Here is a 17226-nt window from a genome sequence, read left to right as displayed (position 1 = left end):
GTTACGATCAGTCATTCCGATGATTCGCGAGGGGGCAATGAAATCGGAATGGCTTATATAAGGTGGAATTTTTTTCAAACAGGAAAGGAGAAAACATTCCGTGCGTTCTTTAAAAACAAAGCTGATCCTCTTGATCAGCGGGTTGGTTTCGATTGCTATTATTTCTGTTTCTGTTTTTATGTACTTTCATACAAGTGAAGAAATATCCTCTGCTACAGAGAGGGAAGCCGCAACGGTTACAACAGAAGTGGAAAGGTTTCTGGGAGCCTATTTAGAGCAATTTTCTTTATCACTTCACCGCTATGCCAATGATGGGAGTATTGTTTCTTTTTTGGAAAATGATCCTGAGGAAAATGAAGAGTGGGAGGACATTGCTGAGGATTTTGCTTATTTTGTAGAGCTGGATGAACGGGCTGACACTCTATATATCGGAGCGGAAAATGGAGAGATGTTCACCGCGCCTGTGATAGACCTTCCAGATGATTTTGATCCGACTGTCCGGCCATGGTATCTCGCCGCCAGCGAACAGACTAATGATGTCATATGGACCGAGCCTTATGAGGATGCTGGTTCAGGAGATATGGTTATCACAGCGGCCAAGGCGGTAGAAGGCAGTGATGGAGTCATAGGAGTAGTCGGGGTTGATATTTACTTAGATGAATTGTCTGCTATGATGGCAGACATTGACATAAGCTATAACGGTTATATTACTTTACTACATAATGAAGGGATGGCTGTTACCCATCCAGATGATACAATTCAGGGCACTCATTTAGGCGAGGAAAGCTTTGTCCAGCAAATGGCTGCTTCTGACGATACAAGTGGACGTGTTTCAACCCATTTCCAAGGGACAGCAAGCACGGTCTTTTATGAAGAAGTGGAAGGAATTGATTGGACGGTTGCAGCAATTTATTCAGATGCAGAAGTAGCAGCACCGGCAAACGAGCTCCGTAATTTATTTATTGTTATTTCAGTTGCGGCGATTGGTATTTCTATTGTGATCGCTTATCTTGTCGGGCGCCAGATCACAACCCCGATTCTTTCCCTGCGACGTGATGTGGAGCGGGTCATGGATGGTGACTTCTCTGCACAGGCAAAGGTAAGAGGAAAGGATGAGGTGGCCCAGCTAACTCAAGGATTTAACCAAATGATCCGGATGCTTCAGGAACTGATAGGTTCTCTGGAGTTATCCTCCAGGCAATCGAGCCAGGAAGCTGCGGAGCTGAGTGCGACTGTTCAGCAATCCACCGCTTCTAGTGAGGAGATAGCGGCAGCTTCTACTGAAGTTGCAAAAAGAGCTGTCCAGCAATCAGATGATGTAAACAGTGTACAAGCTGAAATTGAGAATCTTTCTGTGCAGATTACAAAATCCAATGAACTGGCTGACCATATGAATGAACTCATGGACTCCGTAGCGGTGATGAGTAAGGATGGTCTCTCTCAGGTCGGTGTGCTTCGAGAGAAGACTTCTGAAAACGATAAAATCATACAAACGATGAATGACATCGTTGAAACATTTACGAAGCAGACGGAGGAAGTGGTCAATGTCGTTCATATGATTCAGGGATTTTCTGAGCAGACAAATCTACTTGCATTAAATGCGAGCATTGAAGCGGCAAGGGCGGGGGAATATGGAAAAGGCTTTGCTGTTGTAGCTGAGGAAGTGAGAAAACTTGCCGAGCAATCAACAGAGGCGACTGGAACAATTCAAAAAACAGTAGGGCGCATTCAAGATGGCGGCCTCCAGGTGAAGGATGAAATGAAGAAAACGATGGAGCTTTCATCTGAACAAGTGGCCGCTGTGAATGACACTGATCAATCCTTTACGAATATTGCAGGTTATATAGATGAAATGGGGAATTTGTTTCAGACGTTAGCAGAACAGCTCAAGGCAATGAATGAGGCAAGGAGTGCATCGATTGAAAAGGTTTCAAATATATCCCTCGTCAGTGAGGATACGGCCGCAGCAGCCGAAGAAATATCTGCATCCACCGAAGAGCTTGTAAGGGGACTCACTGTGCTGAGTGAAGCCTCTGAACGTCTGAATGAAACAAGTGCTGCCGTCCAGGAGCAGGTAAAGGAAATTCAGCAGTAACACGAAATTGGAAGAGACTTTAGTAAAAATTTCAGCAAACACCTGTGAAGAGGTTCCCGTTCTTTTGTTAGGACAAGAATGAGAGGTGGGACTCTTCTAAAGCTGAAAAAATCCTGAAGGAGACATAAAATTTTCACATTTTTTGTAAAAAAAGATCGAATTATCGTTTACACTATATGTACGGAAACCCAAAAGATATATAGAGAATTGCCGCCAAAATGGTATCCTGTTATCTTTTTAGAGAAAATTGTTTGTTCGACACCAAAACCCGTCTGATGTTCAGGCGGGTTTTTTCATATTATCGGCACGGAATTAGTTGGCAGTTGTGAGGACTGGCTTTGAAGAACTCGTCGACTCCACCTTGAAAGAGGTGGGAAAGGATTTATGGAAAAGATTCCATTAGTGCTATGGACCTGCTTTTTATGGAACTTTTCAGGTAAGGCTGTAAGAAAGCTGTGTCATTGACGATAAAAGAAAAAAGGCATGATCCATCATGGGAAGGTGGCATGTTCTTCATTAAATAATAAAAATCAGACAAATACATATCGGTAACCAGACAACTAAATAAAGAAAGAAGGCGGAGAGCCATGAGACTTTCAGGTTTTGCGTCCGGAATGGACACTGATCAAATGATTCGGGATTTAATGCGGGTAGAACGTATGCCGATGGATAAAATGTTTCAGCAAAAGCAGATCATTGAGTGGCAGATGGAATCTTACCGTGAAGTCAACCGAATGTTTGATACCTTTCGTACTAATATATTTGACACAGTGATGAGAAGCGCCAATATGCTTGCTCGGACAGTCAGCTCTTCCGATGACAGCCGTGTGACGGCAACGGCGGCTTCAACGGCAGGGAATTCTTCCTTTCGGATCACAGAAGTAAGCCAGTTGGCTTCAGCGGCTTCTCAAAACAGCTCTGATCCTATCTCAGGCGGGACTCTTGATGCTGCCAAGGCGTTACACACTCAAGCTTTGTCAGAGGACATGGAATGGAAGCAGGGAGTATTTAATCAAGAAACAAAGCGTGTGGATCAAGCAGGGACAACCTTTTATTTTGAAAAGGAAGCCATTAAGGCCGATGCCCTGGAGGATACGATAGTAAAAATAGGAGGCCGCTCTTATGAGGTCGTCACTGAAGGAGACGCAGGCAGTCTTTCCAGTGGGCAGGTATTGGTAACGAAAGAGGAAGACGGAAGGCTGCGGCTTGATTTTGCTGACACAGTCAGCAGAGGAGCGCAGGTGAATGTTCAATATATCACTGAAGGAGAAGGCCGATATACGACCGGAAGCATCACTACTTTTACTACTAATGGAGAAGAAGTGAAGAATTCATTTATTGTCAGAGACGGACAGACAATGAATCAGGTGCTTCAGGAGATCAGCCGGTCTAACGCAGGTGTCAATGTGTTTTATGATTCTTTTTCAGATAAAGTATCCGTAACCAGGACGCAAACCGGAAGTTTTAACCCAGGGGGAAATGAAATTCTTTTTGAAGGAGATTTTTTCACCCGTGCTCTAAAGCTGTCAAATGATGGCGAGCCGGGCTCCCAAGGAGGGCAGAATGCCGTATTTACCTTAAACGGTCTAGAAACAGAGCGTCCGAATAATACGTTTACAATCAATGGAATGACCCTCACGCTAAGGGATACTTTCGGAGTGGACGACCCGCCTGTAACTCTTGCAGCTTCCATTGATACCGACAAAGTGTTTCAGACCATTAAAGGGTTTGTTGATGAATACAATGAGATTCTAGAAAAAGTAAACGGGATGCTGACCGAAACCAGATATCGGGACTACCCCCCTTTAACAGATGAACAGAAAGAAGCGATGAGTGATCGTGAAATTGAAAAGTGGGAGGAACGGGCCCAAAGTGGAATGATTCGAAATGATCGTGTGATTTCAGGAGCCTTGGATAGATTCCGAACAGATATTTACGGAAGTGTGACTTCTAGTCTTAATACGGAATTCCGCCAGCTTGCCACCATAGGTATTACTACTTCCAGGGACTATACAGAACGAGGAAAGCTTGAAATTGATGAAACGAAGCTGAGAGCGGCAATAGAAGCTGATCCAGACGGGGTGTTTGCTTTGTTTACAGCAGACGGTCCGACAGCAGCTGAAAAAGGCATTGGCAGGCGGCTCCGTGACTCTTTAGGGCAATCGATTGATCGAATAGCTGATCGAGCTGGCGGTTTGCGAGGAAAAGTGCAAAACCATCAATTTACGTTAGGCAGGAACATCCGGTCCATCGATCAGCGTATTTCTGACTTTGAAAGACGTCTGCAGCAGACGGAAGAACGTTTCTGGAGACAATTTACCGCTATGGAAAAGGCAATGGCACAAGCAAATAATCAGGCTAATATGATTTATTCTCAAATGTTTGGCATGTATTAAGAGGAAATGACGAAACTTTTAAAGAATTATAGAGAGAAACCGTGACAAATGTCGTAAGATGGAAGAAGCTTTAAAGAGTAAGCAAGGAAAAGTGTACGGAAAAAGCCCTGGTGACAATCGAACAAGGACCACACGGATGGAACGTGAAAAAAGGGTGGCGGCATTTTACATAAAAAACGTGTTTGGGGAAAAGCAGTCCGGTCGGTGTGAAGTTTTAAAGAAGCTTGCAAGGAAGGTGACAGACACATGAGTTTTCAAAATGCACAGGCAGTTTATAAGAAAAATATGCAGGAGGCCGAAGCGTACAAAAATGCAGGCAGGCAGGGGCAAAGTCAGCCCGAAGCTGGCAAGGGTGGAGCAGCCATAGGAAGGATTCCTGTGGCTGCAAAAGTGATCGAACGGCCTGGTACAGCGGCAACCGCCGGGGGTGAGGGAGCTTCCCGGCGGGACGGCAGCCAAGTAAGAGCGGGGAATCAAACGGCGAGCACCAGCGCCTCGAACCAATATAAGCAAAATGCTCTGCAAACCGCCTCGCCTGGTGAGTTGACAATGCTTTTGTATAACGCCTGCCTTAAATTTATCAAAAAAGGAAAGGTTGCTATTGAAGAAGGAGATGCAGAAGCCAGAAATAAGTTTGTGAGCCGGGCACAGGACATCATTCGTGAGCTGATGGTTACCTTAAAGACGGACAGTGAGGTTGGGCAAAGCATGCTTCAAATGTATGACTTTATTCATCACAGGCTGGTAGAAGCGAATATTAATAATGATGCGAAGGCACTTGATGAAGCAGAACAGTTTGTTGCTGATTTTCGCGACACATGGAAAGAAGTCATTAAGCTTGACCGCCAGCATCGTCATAATGAAGGCGGGCAAATCTAATGTCAAAAATTAAATCCTTATTTCTGGCAACTAAAACATTAGCTCATCATCTGAGCAGGGAACTTCCAAAAGGATTGGACGAAAGAGATGAGTATATTATAGCAGTTGAGGATTATCTACAATCGAGGGACCGGCTCCTTAAGGAGATTTTGCAGGAAAAGCCTTCATTTTCTGAAACAGACCGTAAATTAGGCATGGAAGTCCTGAGGATGAATGAAAAAATTGAAGAGCAAATGGAAAAGATCCAATCAGTCATCAGCGCTGACATCAGAGCGTTAAAGAAGAAAAGAAAGACAGGCCAGAGGTACGAGAATCCATACGAGGGCACAACCGTTGATGGTGTGTTTTTCGATAGCAAAAAATAGACAAGAGAACTTGCACAGAGAGAGACCTCCCTGCCAAGTTCTCTTTTTGGTGCCAGGCACCCGGACGGAGAAGGTGTCCGGGGCCGAGACCGGGCGAAACCGCCGCCCCCTGGTGCAGGAGCACGGATTGGACAATTACAAACATGTAACAACCGATTGTGGTGCCAGGCACCTTTAAAATATGGTCTGTTTCTATTACCATAGGTGTAGGAGCCAGCGCCTGAAAAAGGCCAGTGAATATTACAGCAGTATTACAAACAGCAGTGGTGCCAGGCACCCCTGATAAAGGGAGGGGATTGGAGTGTCCCAGCAGTTAAGGGAGTCGGAAAGAAAGTTTTTGCGTTTATATATGGAATGGCTGAATACGGTGGAAGAAGGATTGATGTCAGTCAGCTCGTTTTACCGGGAAGGTCACACAGACAGCGGGGATCGGCTGCTTGCTCAAATGATGGAAGGGTTCGTTCCATTTGATGCATCGAATATGACGATGAAGTACATCTTTGGACGGGAGGAAAAGCATGAAGAAGAGCTTAATCGCTTTCAAGAAGTAGTAGAAAAAGCCTCCGCCATTGAAGAGCTGAATGAGGAGGGAGAGAGGTTTCGTTTTCTGACCAAGGAAATCATCCCTGCTTTTCAACGCTGGAAGCTTATCGTGTGGCAGGTTGCTGGAAAATGAGTTTCCAAGTGAGGTGCCTGGCACCACACCGAGGAGTGTAATATTTGTCATATACAAAAAGCTGAACCAGAGTGAACCTCTGGATCAGCTTTTATTTATTCTTCGTCATTCTCTTCCTCATCATCTTCGTTGTCGTCTACGTCCTGATCGGTGTCCCCGTTTTCGAGCTCGCTTTGATCAATATCCAAATCATCAAGATCTGTTTCTTCCATGTCCTGAATACTGCCAAGCTCTTCAAAATTCAGTTCTTCTGCGTTTTCAACAACGTCTTCTGGAATCTCAATTTCTTCTATTTCATTGTAATTGCTATAGGTCGCTTCCATTTGCTGTGACGTAGTAAAGGAATCGTCACCCTCAAGGTTCATTGTCATTTCCATGTCCATCGTCATGCCTGTTTGATAAAAAGTTTCTTCATCAATAAACAAGGTGTATTCCAAGTGTTCAATTTCCATCATTGCAAACAGCTGGTCAACCATCGTTGAGATATCCCCTTCAAGCATCCCCGTCATTTCCAGAGCCAGCTGTTTGAGCTGCTCACTGTCTCCTGATACCTCCAGGATGTATTCACCATCTGCCTGGCTTACCTCTATATTTTCTTCAAACTGAATGAGAAGCTCCAGCTGTTCTTCAGGGCTTTCATAGTGCTGGGCCAGTTCATTGACAGAATCCCTGAAATCATCAGGGAGCTTGAACCATTGGTCTTCAACTGAGTCTTTAAGGAAAAGACCCTCTTCTCCGTAGTAGGTTTGAGCTTCTATTTCTTCCATGCCTTCTTCATCAGATTGCATAATGGTATTTTCATAGTATCTAAGCGGATCAAGCATTATTTCAGAGGAGGTGTTTGTCGTAATGGACATGCTCTCGCCCTGAAAATCCATATCCTGAACCATGGACATATCCATTGCATAGCTTTCTACGTCCGTCATCACTTCTGTTGTGCGGGACATTATTTCTTCTGCGTGTAAATCACTTTCCGCAGCTGGCTCTTCATTTTCCTCTATTTGTTCCTCTTCTTCTAAATCCTCTTGGTCTTCTATTTCGGCAGGATCGGTAGTTACAGCCTCTTCCTGAGTTTCCTCATTACCGCCGCAGGCAGTCAGAAAACCAAGCATAAGCACCAGGGCAATCCATGAGTTAATGGGTTTCATAAAAACTCCTCCCCTTTTTCAATAGCCAATTATGTTCTTTTAAAGCGTACCATATGCGCAGAACTTATTATACAGTCTGCAAAAGAGACACTTTTTTAAGTTTATTCCCTGCTGTTATGTATAATATTGCAATTATTTCCATAGTAATTAAAATACTATAAGAGTTGAAGATTATAAATAGTTCCAACGAAAAAGGCTTCAAATTACTCAGTTTAAGTGGGGCTTTGTTAGCGAAAAAAACTCCACAAAAAGGGATACAGAAAAAGCCTTTGCCAGAGTGTCAGGCAAAAGCTTTTTTACTTAGCAAATGTTTTCAGGCGGAGCTCCTCTTAAAACAAAATGGCTTTCTTTGTTTTCCTTCAGCTGCTCCTCTGCTTTTTTAAGGTATGCCAGTGCTTTGTCAAAGTCTTGAGAGACGTACCGTTCAATTGACTTTTCCCCTGCTAATAAACCAAAGAAGCGCCTTTTAGGCTTTACTTCTTCTATAATAAATAGTTTATCGGTAAGGATAATCATCACTCCTTTGTAAATGTTTTATTTATTATCATATGTAAGTAGGAAAATAATTCGTCTACCGTTTATTATTCCAGAATTTTTCCAATGGGTCAATGGTCTCGTTTTTTATAATTTGCGTGTTCATCAAACGAAATGAGGTTTACATCTTGGTATAAAGGGATTGTAAGGAATAAATAAATTTTATTAAATAGTAGAAATAATCGATAAACTGGGCTTTTGTCTCAATAAATAAGAATGCTGAGTGATTTTATAAAAAAGAAGGTTTTATAAAAGAAGGAAAGGGTATATGGAAAAAGGAAAAGGACCGGCACCGGTCCTTTTGAAGTAAATTTATCGGTCGTGCCCTTTTAATATAAGGTGGCTTTGGCTCGGCCCTGTCATTTCCCCTTCAGCATGTTTCATGAATGCTATAGCCTTCTCATAGTCTTCGCTTCCATACCTTTCGATGCGTTTCTTGGTTTCATATAAACCAAACAAGCGACGTTTGACTTTCACTTCTTCAATGATGTAAAACCTTTCTTTTAGAATAGCTCTCACATCCTTCATAAGGTTATAGCATGAGGACAAGGGCACGGTATAAGTATATTATTTCAAAAGGTGAGCGAATAGTCAATTATTATTTTAAATATTTAGATAATTCAATCAAGTGAACGACACAGGGTTCCGGCCGTAAAACAATGGCCGGTTTTTTGGTCGTTCCATTTTTACAGCCTGCTCAAGGGGATGCAGGGTAAAATGGATGAGGAGCATAGAGGAAAAGCTGATTGGAAGGGAATCAGGGGCGGTCACTTTGTATGTAGGACCTGTAATATCTACTATAAAACAAATTTTTGAAAAGACAATATATTCTGCCATCTTGGTGCCGTTATTAACGTATGGCCCTGGGATAGTTGACGTTTCCCTTGTGGATTTTTCACTTTTTCCAGTGTGATAAGTAAAAAACGGAGAGCTATAAGAAACAAAAATTTCTACTTTTTTAGTACTCACTTATGTAAAGGTTCAGTCTTGTGTACGTTTGTCTCCCGGAGCTGATAATGAATGAATCAGTCAGTCCAATCACCTTTTTAATAGAAATATTTCCGTTACTGAGTCTTTTTACCTAAATAAATGATAGAACAAACCGATACATAGTATAGGTAATTCTTAACTGACTTAGGGGGGGGCATTTTATGAAAGCATGGAAATTTTCCAGTGTGAAAGCTAAGCTGCTTGGAGTTTTTTTCTCAGTGATTTTTATATTTCTCTTAGGTTTTTCTTATATTTATTGGAACCAGACAGGAATTGAAACGGAAACCATGGAATTGGAGCATATGACTGATCTAACTTTTGCAGTCGAGGATATTGAGGCTTTTTTCAGCGTTCAATACATAGAGCTCAGCGAGCAAGTAAGAGCAGGTGAAATGAATGAGGAAAGGTATCAGGAAGCTGAAGCAGCATTAAATGAATCCTTATCTTATATCGAGAATAACTACAGAAATTCTCAACAACAGGCATTTTTAGAAGAGTTAACGAGGTATAACGAGGAATTTGGTCTAATGGCTGATTCGATTCTGTCTGGTGCAGCATCAAATGAAAACCAGATATTAAATCAGCTTTATGGGGTGGCTAATATTGCTATTGATAGAGCCGAATCTTTTTCTGATTTGGTGATGGTTGACCATCAAAGTGCTGAAGACAGACTGCTCTCACTCATTGGTGAAGCTAAATTCTCGATTTTTCTTACTTTTGTTGTTGCAACATCTGTCGGCACTGTTTTATTTCTTCTTTTCAGCATAAAAGTAAGTAAAGCTTTAAAACAGGCCGTAGTCATGGCCAATGAAATTAGCCAAGGAAACCTGAAAACTGAAAAAATTGAAGTGACAACCAGGGATGAAATTGGCAGCCTTGCTGCTTCCATGAATGAAATGAAAGAGAATTTAACTACGTTAGTAGGGCAGATTTCAAGTACATCTACAGAAGTTGCTGCCTCAGCCGAGCAATTAACAGCAAGCACGGAGGAGACGACAAGAGCCACTGACGAAATTTCAAGTTCGATCCAGCAGATAGCAGGAGGAACAGAAGCTCAGCTCAAAAGTGCAACCCAGTCGTCTGCCATCATTACTGATATCTCAAAAGGCATGGAGCGGATCACCACAAATATACAAGATGTAAACAGCACAACTCAGGAGACAGCAGATCGGGCTGAGAAGGGAACAGAGGTCCTTCATCAGACAATTAGTCAAATGACCACAATTGAAGAAACTACCTCTTCTACCTCATCCTATGTGCAAGAATTAGGGCAAAAGTCAAAAGAGATAGGAGAGATTATTTCCTTAATTAACGCAGTATCAGATCAGACGAATTTGCTAGCTTTAAATGCAGCGATCGAAGCAGCAAGAGCTGGTGAGCATGGGAAAGGCTTTGCAGTAGTAGCTGATGAAGTGAGAAAGTTGGCTGAGCAGTCAGGTTCTTCTGCTAAACAAATTAACCAGATCATCAGGGACATCCAGGCTGGCATTGAAAACTCAGTTAAGTCAATGACAGAAGGGAAAATAGCTGTAAAGGAGGGGATGACTTTGGTCGGTGAAGCAGGCCTCTCCTTTGAGGAGATAATGAAAGCGGTACAGAACATTTCAAGGCAGGTGGAAGATGTAACTTCAGCCGTGGAGGAAGTAAGAGCCGGGACGGAAAGTGTAGTTCAAACGATCAGTGAAACGACAAGAATCTCTAATGATTCTTCTTCGTTTTCCCAAAATGTAGCAGCAGCAGCCGAAGAACAGAGTGCTTCAATGGAAGAAATCTCAGATGCCACCACTACGCTGGCTTCTATGGCTGAAGACTTACAGAAATCAGCTACGACTTTTAAGGTATAGGTTTATATCGCTTGCCATGAGCCTTTTAAAAGGTCAGCTGGCACCAGCCTCACCAGAGTATGGTGAGGTTTTTAGCGTTCTACTATTTTTCACGAGGACAGCAGAACGTGAAAGGAAGAAAATAAGTGGAGCGTGTCGGGGATGTAAAATAATATAGGTGGTCCGTCTCTTTGACAGGAACCTATAAGACCTTCAGGAATATTAGCTTTTTTAATCGGATTGAATACATTTTTTGTGAAGGAAATGGAATGTCCTTTCTATAAGTAGGGTATAGAACTGGAAAATATTTAAGAAATGAGGGATGAGGAAATGATGGAAGGACGTCTATTTATTAACGGGGAGTGGAAAAAGTCGGACAGTGGATCCTTTGATGTGTTTGACCCTGCGACAGGTGAAAAAGTCGGCACCGCGGTAAATGGAGGGAAAAGCGAGACAAAAGAAGCGATTGATGCCGCTCATCGGGCGTTTAAACCCTGGGCGGAAAAGACTGCTGGAGAACGTTCCGAGTACTTAAAAAAAATCTATCGTATCATGATGGAAAAACAGGACGAGCTGGGCGAGCTTATTACAAAGGAAATGGGTAAGCCATTAAAGGAAGCAAAGGGAGAAGTAGCCTACGCTGCCTCGTTTCTGGAATGGTTTGCAGAAGAGGGGAAGCGTGTGTATGGAGAAATGATTCCAGCAAGCTCAAGGGAAAAGCGATTGATGGTCATCCGTCAGCCCGTAGGTGTGGTCGGAGCTATCACCCCATGGAACTTTCCTCTTGCCATGATTACGAGAAAGGTTGCTCCAGCACTTGCTGCAGGCTGTCCCATTATTGTTAAGCCTGCTGAAGATACACCATTTTCGGCGATTCGTTTTGCGGAAATTTGTGAGGAAGCAGGGCTCCCAGAAGGGGTTTTCAACCTTGTAACAGGTGAAGCTTCTGAAATTGGCGGAGAAATGATGAGCAATCGCAAGGTAAGCAAGATGACTTTTACAGGATCAACGGAAGTTGGGAAAATTTTAATGAAGCAGGCTTCGGATCAGGTGAAAAAGCTTTCATTAGAACTGGGAGGCCATGCACCGATCATTGTTCTCGATGACGCCGATATTAATAAAGCTGTACAGGGAACGATTGCATCTAAGTTTAGAAATGCAGGGCAGACCTGCGTTTGCGGAAACAGAATTTACGTTCAGGAAGGCATCTATGATGATTTTGTTGAGGAATTTAAAAAAGAAGTATCTAAGCTGAAGGTGGGGAACGGCTTTGAAGAAGGCGTGGATGTTGGGCCCTTGATCAATCAGGATGGGTATGAAAAAGTTGACCGGCACGTACAGGACGCGGCGAAGCAGGGAGCAGAAATTGTCTGCGGCGGTTCTGGGTATGAAGAAAATGGTTCGTATTTTTACAAGCCGACAGTGTTAAAGAATATTACTCATGACATGGTTGTGATGAACGAAGAGACCTTTGGGCCGGTTGCCCCGATCCAGAAAATCTCAAGTGATGAGGAAGGAATTCGTCTGGCAAATGACTCTGTATACGGCCTTGCCGGCTACTTTTTTACAGAGAACTTATCTCGGGGCATGAAAGTGGCGGAGGCCCTTGAGTATGGAATTGTCGGGTGGAATGACGGCGTGCCGTCAGCAGCTCAGGCTCCTTTTGGAGGAATGAAAGAAAGTGGCATTGGCAGAGAAGGAGGGCATCAGGGAATAGATGCTTTCTTGGAAACAAAATATATTTCCATGGGCGTTTAGGCGATAGTGAGCAGTAGAAAATTTAACGGAATGTAAATTTAATCAAATTTGTAAAAAACATGCATACATTTCATAGGTAAGGGGTAATATTAAGTAGGCAGTTTAAGATTGAATTTTTGTGGAGGGGCGTAAAGCCCCTGCACAGGCCTCGATCTTAGCTGTGAGCAATGCGGCGCAACCGCAGAATTTTCGAATTTGAAAGGAATGGAAATGTATGCAAGGTAAAGTAAAATGGTTTAACAACGAAAAAGGTTTTGGTTTCATCGAGCGTGAAGATGGAGACGACGTATTTGTGCACTTCTCAGCAATTAATTCAGAAGGGTATAAGTCTCTTGAAGATGGTCAGGATGTTGAGTTTGAGATTGTTGAAGGTTCCCGCGGGCCGCAAGCTGCTAATGTAGAAAAAATCTAAGGACATTCTGCCAGCTGCCAAAGCTTTCATTCATTAACTCACACAAACAAACCCTGTTTCTTGGTTAGCGCCAAGAAGCAGGGTTTTTCTATGTTCAGTTACAGAAGGATGACAATTGCCGTGGTGCCAGGCACCCGAATGGGGTGAGGTGGGTAGAAAAGGGAGAGAGCCCGCGAGAAGCAGTCGTTTGGCCGGTGAGTCGTGTTACAGGGATGTGACAATTTGATATGGTGCCAGGCACCCGTATGAGGTGCAGTGTGCAGAAAAGGGTGCGGTCCGCGTGAAGCAGTCGTTCGCCGGCGAGTCGTGTTACAGGGATGTGACAACTTGATATGGTGCCAGGCACCCCCCAAAAAAAAACCGAAAAAAGCAGCTGAAATTGGGTGTCGAAAAGAAATCTTTGGTTATTTGTCGTTTTAGAAGGGAATGGATGAAGGAATATAGAATTAAAGAGGTACTGAAAGGAGGAGTTCATTTGATGAACTACAACATTCGTGGCGAAAACATTGATGTAACTCCAGCATTAAGAAAGTATGTGGAAAAGAAAGTCGGTAAGCTAGAAAGGTATTTTGACACTACCCCAGTAGCAGATGTCCACGTGAATATGCAGGTTCTAAACAGTCAAAACATCATTGAAATTACAATTCCAATGCCTCAACTTCTTTTAAGAGCAGAAGAACGACACACGGACATGTACGCTGCTATTGATCTTGTTACGGAAAAGCTGGAAAGGCAGATCCGTAAGCATAAAACGAAAGTAAACCGTAAGTTCCGCCAAGATGGAAGCGTAAAGTACATGTTCAAAAATGAACTGGAAGAACTCACAGAAGCTAACGGTGAAGCTGTTCCGGAAGATGATGACGAGTTGGAAATCGTCCGTAACAAACGGTTTAACTTAAAGCCGATGGATGCGGAGGAAGCCATCCTGCAAATGGATATGCTCGGTCATAACTTCTTTGTTTTTGCAGATGCAGTAAGTGGTTCCACGAATGTGGTGTACCGTCGCAAAGATGGGCGCTACGGATTGATTGAACCAGAATAAAGCGACAAAGAGGTCATTTAAAAAAACTACAGAATGAGAGGGCGCAACTGTCACTAGACGGTTGTGCCTTTTAACGCTTTAAAGCTATATTGGCGCAAACCCGTGAAAGGAACAGGCTGTCACTTGGAAGGTGGGTATTCAAGATCAGTCCATTCGATTGTTACAATAACATTACATCTACAAAAGGTGCCAGGCACCCCTTAGAGGGGTCTTTCATATAATGACTTCTTCTTCCTTTCTTCACGGTTTCTCCCCCGTTGTAACGAATAAGACAAACTGATAAAATGAAGCATAAGTGCGAGACTTATTTTCATCTGCAGATGAAAGAGAGGACGATGATTTAAATTATGATGGGCTTGCTAAAAAAAGTCATTGGAGATACAAACCAGCGTCAAGTGAAGAAGTTGGAAAAAGCAGTGGTCCAGGTAGAATCACTGGCTGATGATATGAAGAAACTGTCGGATGACGGTCTCCGCCAGAAGACAGAAGAGTTCAAAGAGCGTTACCAAAATGGTGAGTCTCTTGATAAGCTTCTTCCGGAAGCCTTTGCGGTTGTTCGTGAAGCAGCAGGGCGAGTGCTGAACATGACTCCGTTTAGAGTCCAGATTATGGGTGCTCTTGTGCTTCATGACGGAGATATCGCTGAAATGAAGACAGGTGAAGGGAAAACGTTGGTTGCCACCATGCCGGTATATCTGAACGCGATTACTGGTAAAGGAGTGCACGTGATTACAGTCAACGATTATCTTGCCCGTCGTGACAGTGAACAAATGGGTGATTTATATAGATTTTTAGGATTAACTGTAGGTTTGAACGAAAAAGGAATGACAAAAGACGAAAAGCGTGAAGCGTATAGCTGCGATATCACGTACGGGACCAATAATGAGTATGGTTTTGATTATTTGCGTGACAACATGGTTCTCTACAAGGAGCAAATGGTGCAGCGGCCACTCAATTTTGCGGTAGTCGATGAAGTCGACTCTATTTTAATTGATGAAGCTCGTACACCTTTGATCATTTCCGGCTCAGTAGAACAGACAACCCAAATGTATGCCGAAGCGGATGCATTTGTACGCTTTTTAAATAAAGAAGAAGATTTTACCTTTGATGAAAAAACAAAGAATGTACAGCTGACCGAAGAGGGCGTTAATAAAGCAGAGCGTCACTTTAACATTGAGAACCTTTTTGACGCGAAAAATGTTTCCATTACTCACCATATTAATCAGGCTCTTAAAGCCCATGTTGCCATGGTAAAAGACTCGGATTACGTGGTTGATGACGGTGAGGCGGTCATTGTTGACCAATTTACAGGTCGTTTAATGAAGGGACGCCGTTACAGTGACGGCCTTCATCAAGCCATTGAAGTAAAAGAAGGCCTTCAAGTTCAAAAAGAAAGCATGACTTTGGCGTCAATTACGTTCCAGAACTATTTCCGTATGTATCAAAAGCTTGCAGGGATGACGGGAACGGCAAAGACCGAGGAAGAAGAATTCCAAAATATTTATGGAATGAATGTAACTTCTATTCCTACGAATAAGCCGATTGCCCGTGAGGACAACGCCGATTTAATTTACAAGTCTAAAGACGGAAAGTTTAAAGCGGTGGTTGAAAAGATAGAAGAGCTTTATAAAACAGGACAGCCAGTGCTTGTTGGTACTGTAAGTGTAGAAACCTCTGAACACGTTTCGAAGCTATTGAAAAAGCGTCGTGTTCCACATAATGTCCTTAACGCAAAAAATCATGAAAATGAAGCGAAAATTATTGAAAATGCCGGCCAGAAAGGTGCGGTTACGATTGCAACGAACATGGCAGGACGAGGAACAGATATTAAGCTTGGCGAGGGTGTAAGAGAGCTTGGAGGCCTGTATGTGATAGGGACAGAGCGTCACGAAAGCCGTCGTATTGATAACCAGCTCCGGGGACGTTCCGGTCGTCAAGGAGATCCTGGTGTATCTCAGTTTTATCTTTCTATGGATGATGAATTAATGCGTCGTTTCGGCTCGGATAACATGCGGGGCATGATGGAAAAGCTGGGCATGGAAGAAGATCAGCCAATTGAAAGCAGACTAGTCAGCCGTGCAGTAGAAACAGCTCAAAAACGAGTAGAAGGCTCCAACTTTGATACTCGTAAGCAAATCCTTCAATATGACGATGTGATGCGTGAACAGCGCGATATTGTATACGCTCAGCGAATGGAAGTTCTCGAGTCAGAGAATCTGAGTGAAATTGTTATGAAAATGATCAATTCTACCGTTGAACGAGGGGTTAGGGCGCATACACCTGAAGAGGAAGTTCCTGAGGATTGGGATCTTGATGCTATTGTGAACTACCTGAATGGCGTGGCCTTTTCAGAGTACGAAATGACTACAAAAGAAATCTGGGGCAAGGAGCCTGAAGAAATCATTGACCTTGTCATGGAAAAGGTGAAAGAAGAGTACAAGCAAAAAGAAGAAGAGGTCGGCGAAGAGCATATGCGTGAGTTTGAGAAAGTCGTCATGCTCCGCGCTGTGGATCGCAAATGGATGAATCACATCGATCAGATGGATCAGCTTCGTCAGGGTATTCACTTGCGTGCATACGGGCAGAATGACCCTCTTCGTGAATATAAGTTTGAAGGCTTTAACATGTTTGAAGAGATGGTAGCCTCTATTGAAGAGGAAGTAACAACTCATGTGATGAAAACCAAGATTGAGTCTAATAATTTAGAGCGTGAGCCTGTTGCCCAGGGGAAAGCAGTTCATGGCAACAATACGGAACGAAATGAAAAGAAGCGCCAGCCAGTCCGGAAAGCACAGGAAATAGGACGTAACGCGTCTTGCCCTTGTGGCAGCGGGAAAAAGTACAAAAACTGCTGCGGCGTGGCAAAAGCAAAGGCATAAATCAAGGTGCCAGGCACCAGCGATGGGTTGTAATATAAAAAGGGCCGCGATGCCTGGTGCAAAGGGATTTCCCGAAAAAGGAATGTTACAATGAGTCGTGGTGCCAGGCACCCCAAATGGGTTGTAATATAAAAAGGGCCGCAATGCCTGGCGCAAAGGGATTTCCTGAAAAAAGAATGTTACAACGGGTCGTGGTGCCAGGCACCCTAAAAGGCACCGCGGCCCAAAA

12 protein-coding genes and 1 pseudogene are annotated in these 17226 nt (G+C 43.3%); 10 read left to right on the top strand and 3 right to left on the bottom strand.

The features are described 5' to 3' along the window. The first annotated feature begins 100 nt into the window (after positions 1-100). The 5 genes and pseudogenes from ACFPU1_RS00910 to ACFPU1_RS00890 all read left to right on the top strand — a co-directional run bounded on the left by ACFPU1_RS00910 (position 101) and on the right by ACFPU1_RS00890 (position 6411). Entirely contained in the window at positions 101-2095 is a 1995-nt protein-coding gene (locus ACFPU1_RS00910) for a methyl-accepting chemotaxis protein (RefSeq protein ID WP_385937411.1), read from the top strand. 587 nt (positions 2096-2682) lie between these two features. Beyond that, positions 2683-4491, top strand: a complete 1809-nt coding sequence (locus ACFPU1_RS00905) for a flagellar hook-associated protein 2 (RefSeq protein WP_385937408.1) — start codon at positions 2683-2685, stop codon at positions 4489-4491. 504 nt (positions 4492-4995) lie between these two features. Continuing rightward, a pseudogene (fliS, locus tag ACFPU1_RS00900) lies at positions 4996-5370 on the top strand (flagellar export chaperone FliS); the annotation flags it as partial. Then, positions 5370-5735: a flagellar protein FliT gene (gene fliT / locus ACFPU1_RS00895; protein WP_385937405.1), complete on the top strand. Its 366-nt coding sequence runs from the start codon at positions 5370-5372 to the stop codon at positions 5733-5735. The pseudogene fliS and the gene fliT, both read left to right, overlap by 1 nt. Before the next feature lie 301 nt (positions 5736-6036). Then, positions 6037-6411, top strand: coding sequence for a DUF8042 domain-containing protein (locus ACFPU1_RS00890; RefSeq protein ID WP_385937402.1), 375 nt, complete (start codon positions 6037-6039; stop codon positions 6409-6411). Between the two features lie 95 nt (positions 6412-6506). Here ACFPU1_RS00890 and ACFPU1_RS00885 read toward each other — a convergent pair whose 3' ends face one another. The 3 genes from ACFPU1_RS00885 to ACFPU1_RS00875 form a co-directional block, all read right to left on the bottom strand. Then, positions 6507-7559: a DUF6612 family protein gene (locus ACFPU1_RS00885; protein WP_385937399.1), complete on the bottom strand. Its 1053-nt coding sequence runs from the start codon at positions 7557-7559 to the stop codon at positions 6507-6509. 300 nt (positions 7560-7859) lie between these two features. Further along, positions 7860-8075 (bottom strand): hypothetical protein, encoded by a 216-nt coding sequence (locus ACFPU1_RS00880; RefSeq protein ID WP_054637852.1) that lies wholly within the window; start codon positions 8073-8075, stop codon positions 7860-7862. Positions 8076-8405: 330 nt separating this feature from the next. After that, positions 8406-8621: a hypothetical protein gene (locus ACFPU1_RS00875; protein ID WP_385937396.1), complete on the bottom strand. Its 216-nt coding sequence runs from the start codon at positions 8619-8621 to the stop codon at positions 8406-8408. Positions 8622-9244: 623 nt separating this feature from the next. Here ACFPU1_RS00875 and ACFPU1_RS00870 point away from each other — a divergent pair. The 5 genes from ACFPU1_RS00870 to secA all read left to right on the top strand — a co-directional run bounded on the left by ACFPU1_RS00870 (position 9245) and on the right by secA (position 16997). Beyond that, positions 9245-10927, top strand: a complete 1683-nt coding sequence (locus ACFPU1_RS00870) for a methyl-accepting chemotaxis protein (protein WP_385937393.1) — start codon at positions 9245-9247, stop codon at positions 10925-10927. 312 nt (positions 10928-11239) lie between these two features. After that, positions 11240-12664 carry an NAD-dependent succinate-semialdehyde dehydrogenase gene (locus tag ACFPU1_RS00865; protein ID WP_385938231.1) on the top strand — a complete coding sequence of 475 codons (1425 nt, stop codon included), beginning with the start codon at positions 11240-11242 and terminating at the stop codon, positions 12662-12664. A 214-nt stretch (positions 12665-12878) separates the two neighbouring features. Next, the gene (locus ACFPU1_RS00860; RefSeq protein ID WP_054637849.1) at positions 12879-13076 is read left to right on the top strand and encodes a cold shock domain-containing protein; all 198 of its coding nucleotides are present in this window, start codon (positions 12879-12881) and stop codon (positions 13074-13076) included. A gap of 478 nt (positions 13077-13554) precedes the next feature. Next, the gene (hpf, locus tag ACFPU1_RS00855; protein ID WP_100400931.1) at positions 13555-14118 is read left to right on the top strand and encodes a ribosome hibernation-promoting factor, HPF/YfiA family; all 564 of its coding nucleotides are present in this window, start codon (positions 13555-13557) and stop codon (positions 14116-14118) included. A gap of 347 nt (positions 14119-14465) precedes the next feature. Continuing rightward, entirely contained in the window at positions 14466-16997 is a 2532-nt protein-coding gene (secA, locus tag ACFPU1_RS00850; RefSeq protein WP_385937389.1) for a preprotein translocase subunit SecA, read from the top strand. Positions 16998-17226: the final 229 nt, after the last annotated feature.

Origin of the sequence: Thalassorhabdus alkalitolerans, assembly GCF_042656525.1 — a bacterium.
Lineage (GTDB): Bacteria > Bacillota > Bacilli > Bacillales > Marinococcaceae > Thalassorhabdus > Thalassorhabdus alkalitolerans.
The sequence above is the reverse complement of the archived record's forward strand: the minus strand, read 5'-3'. Positions and strand labels throughout refer to the sequence as shown.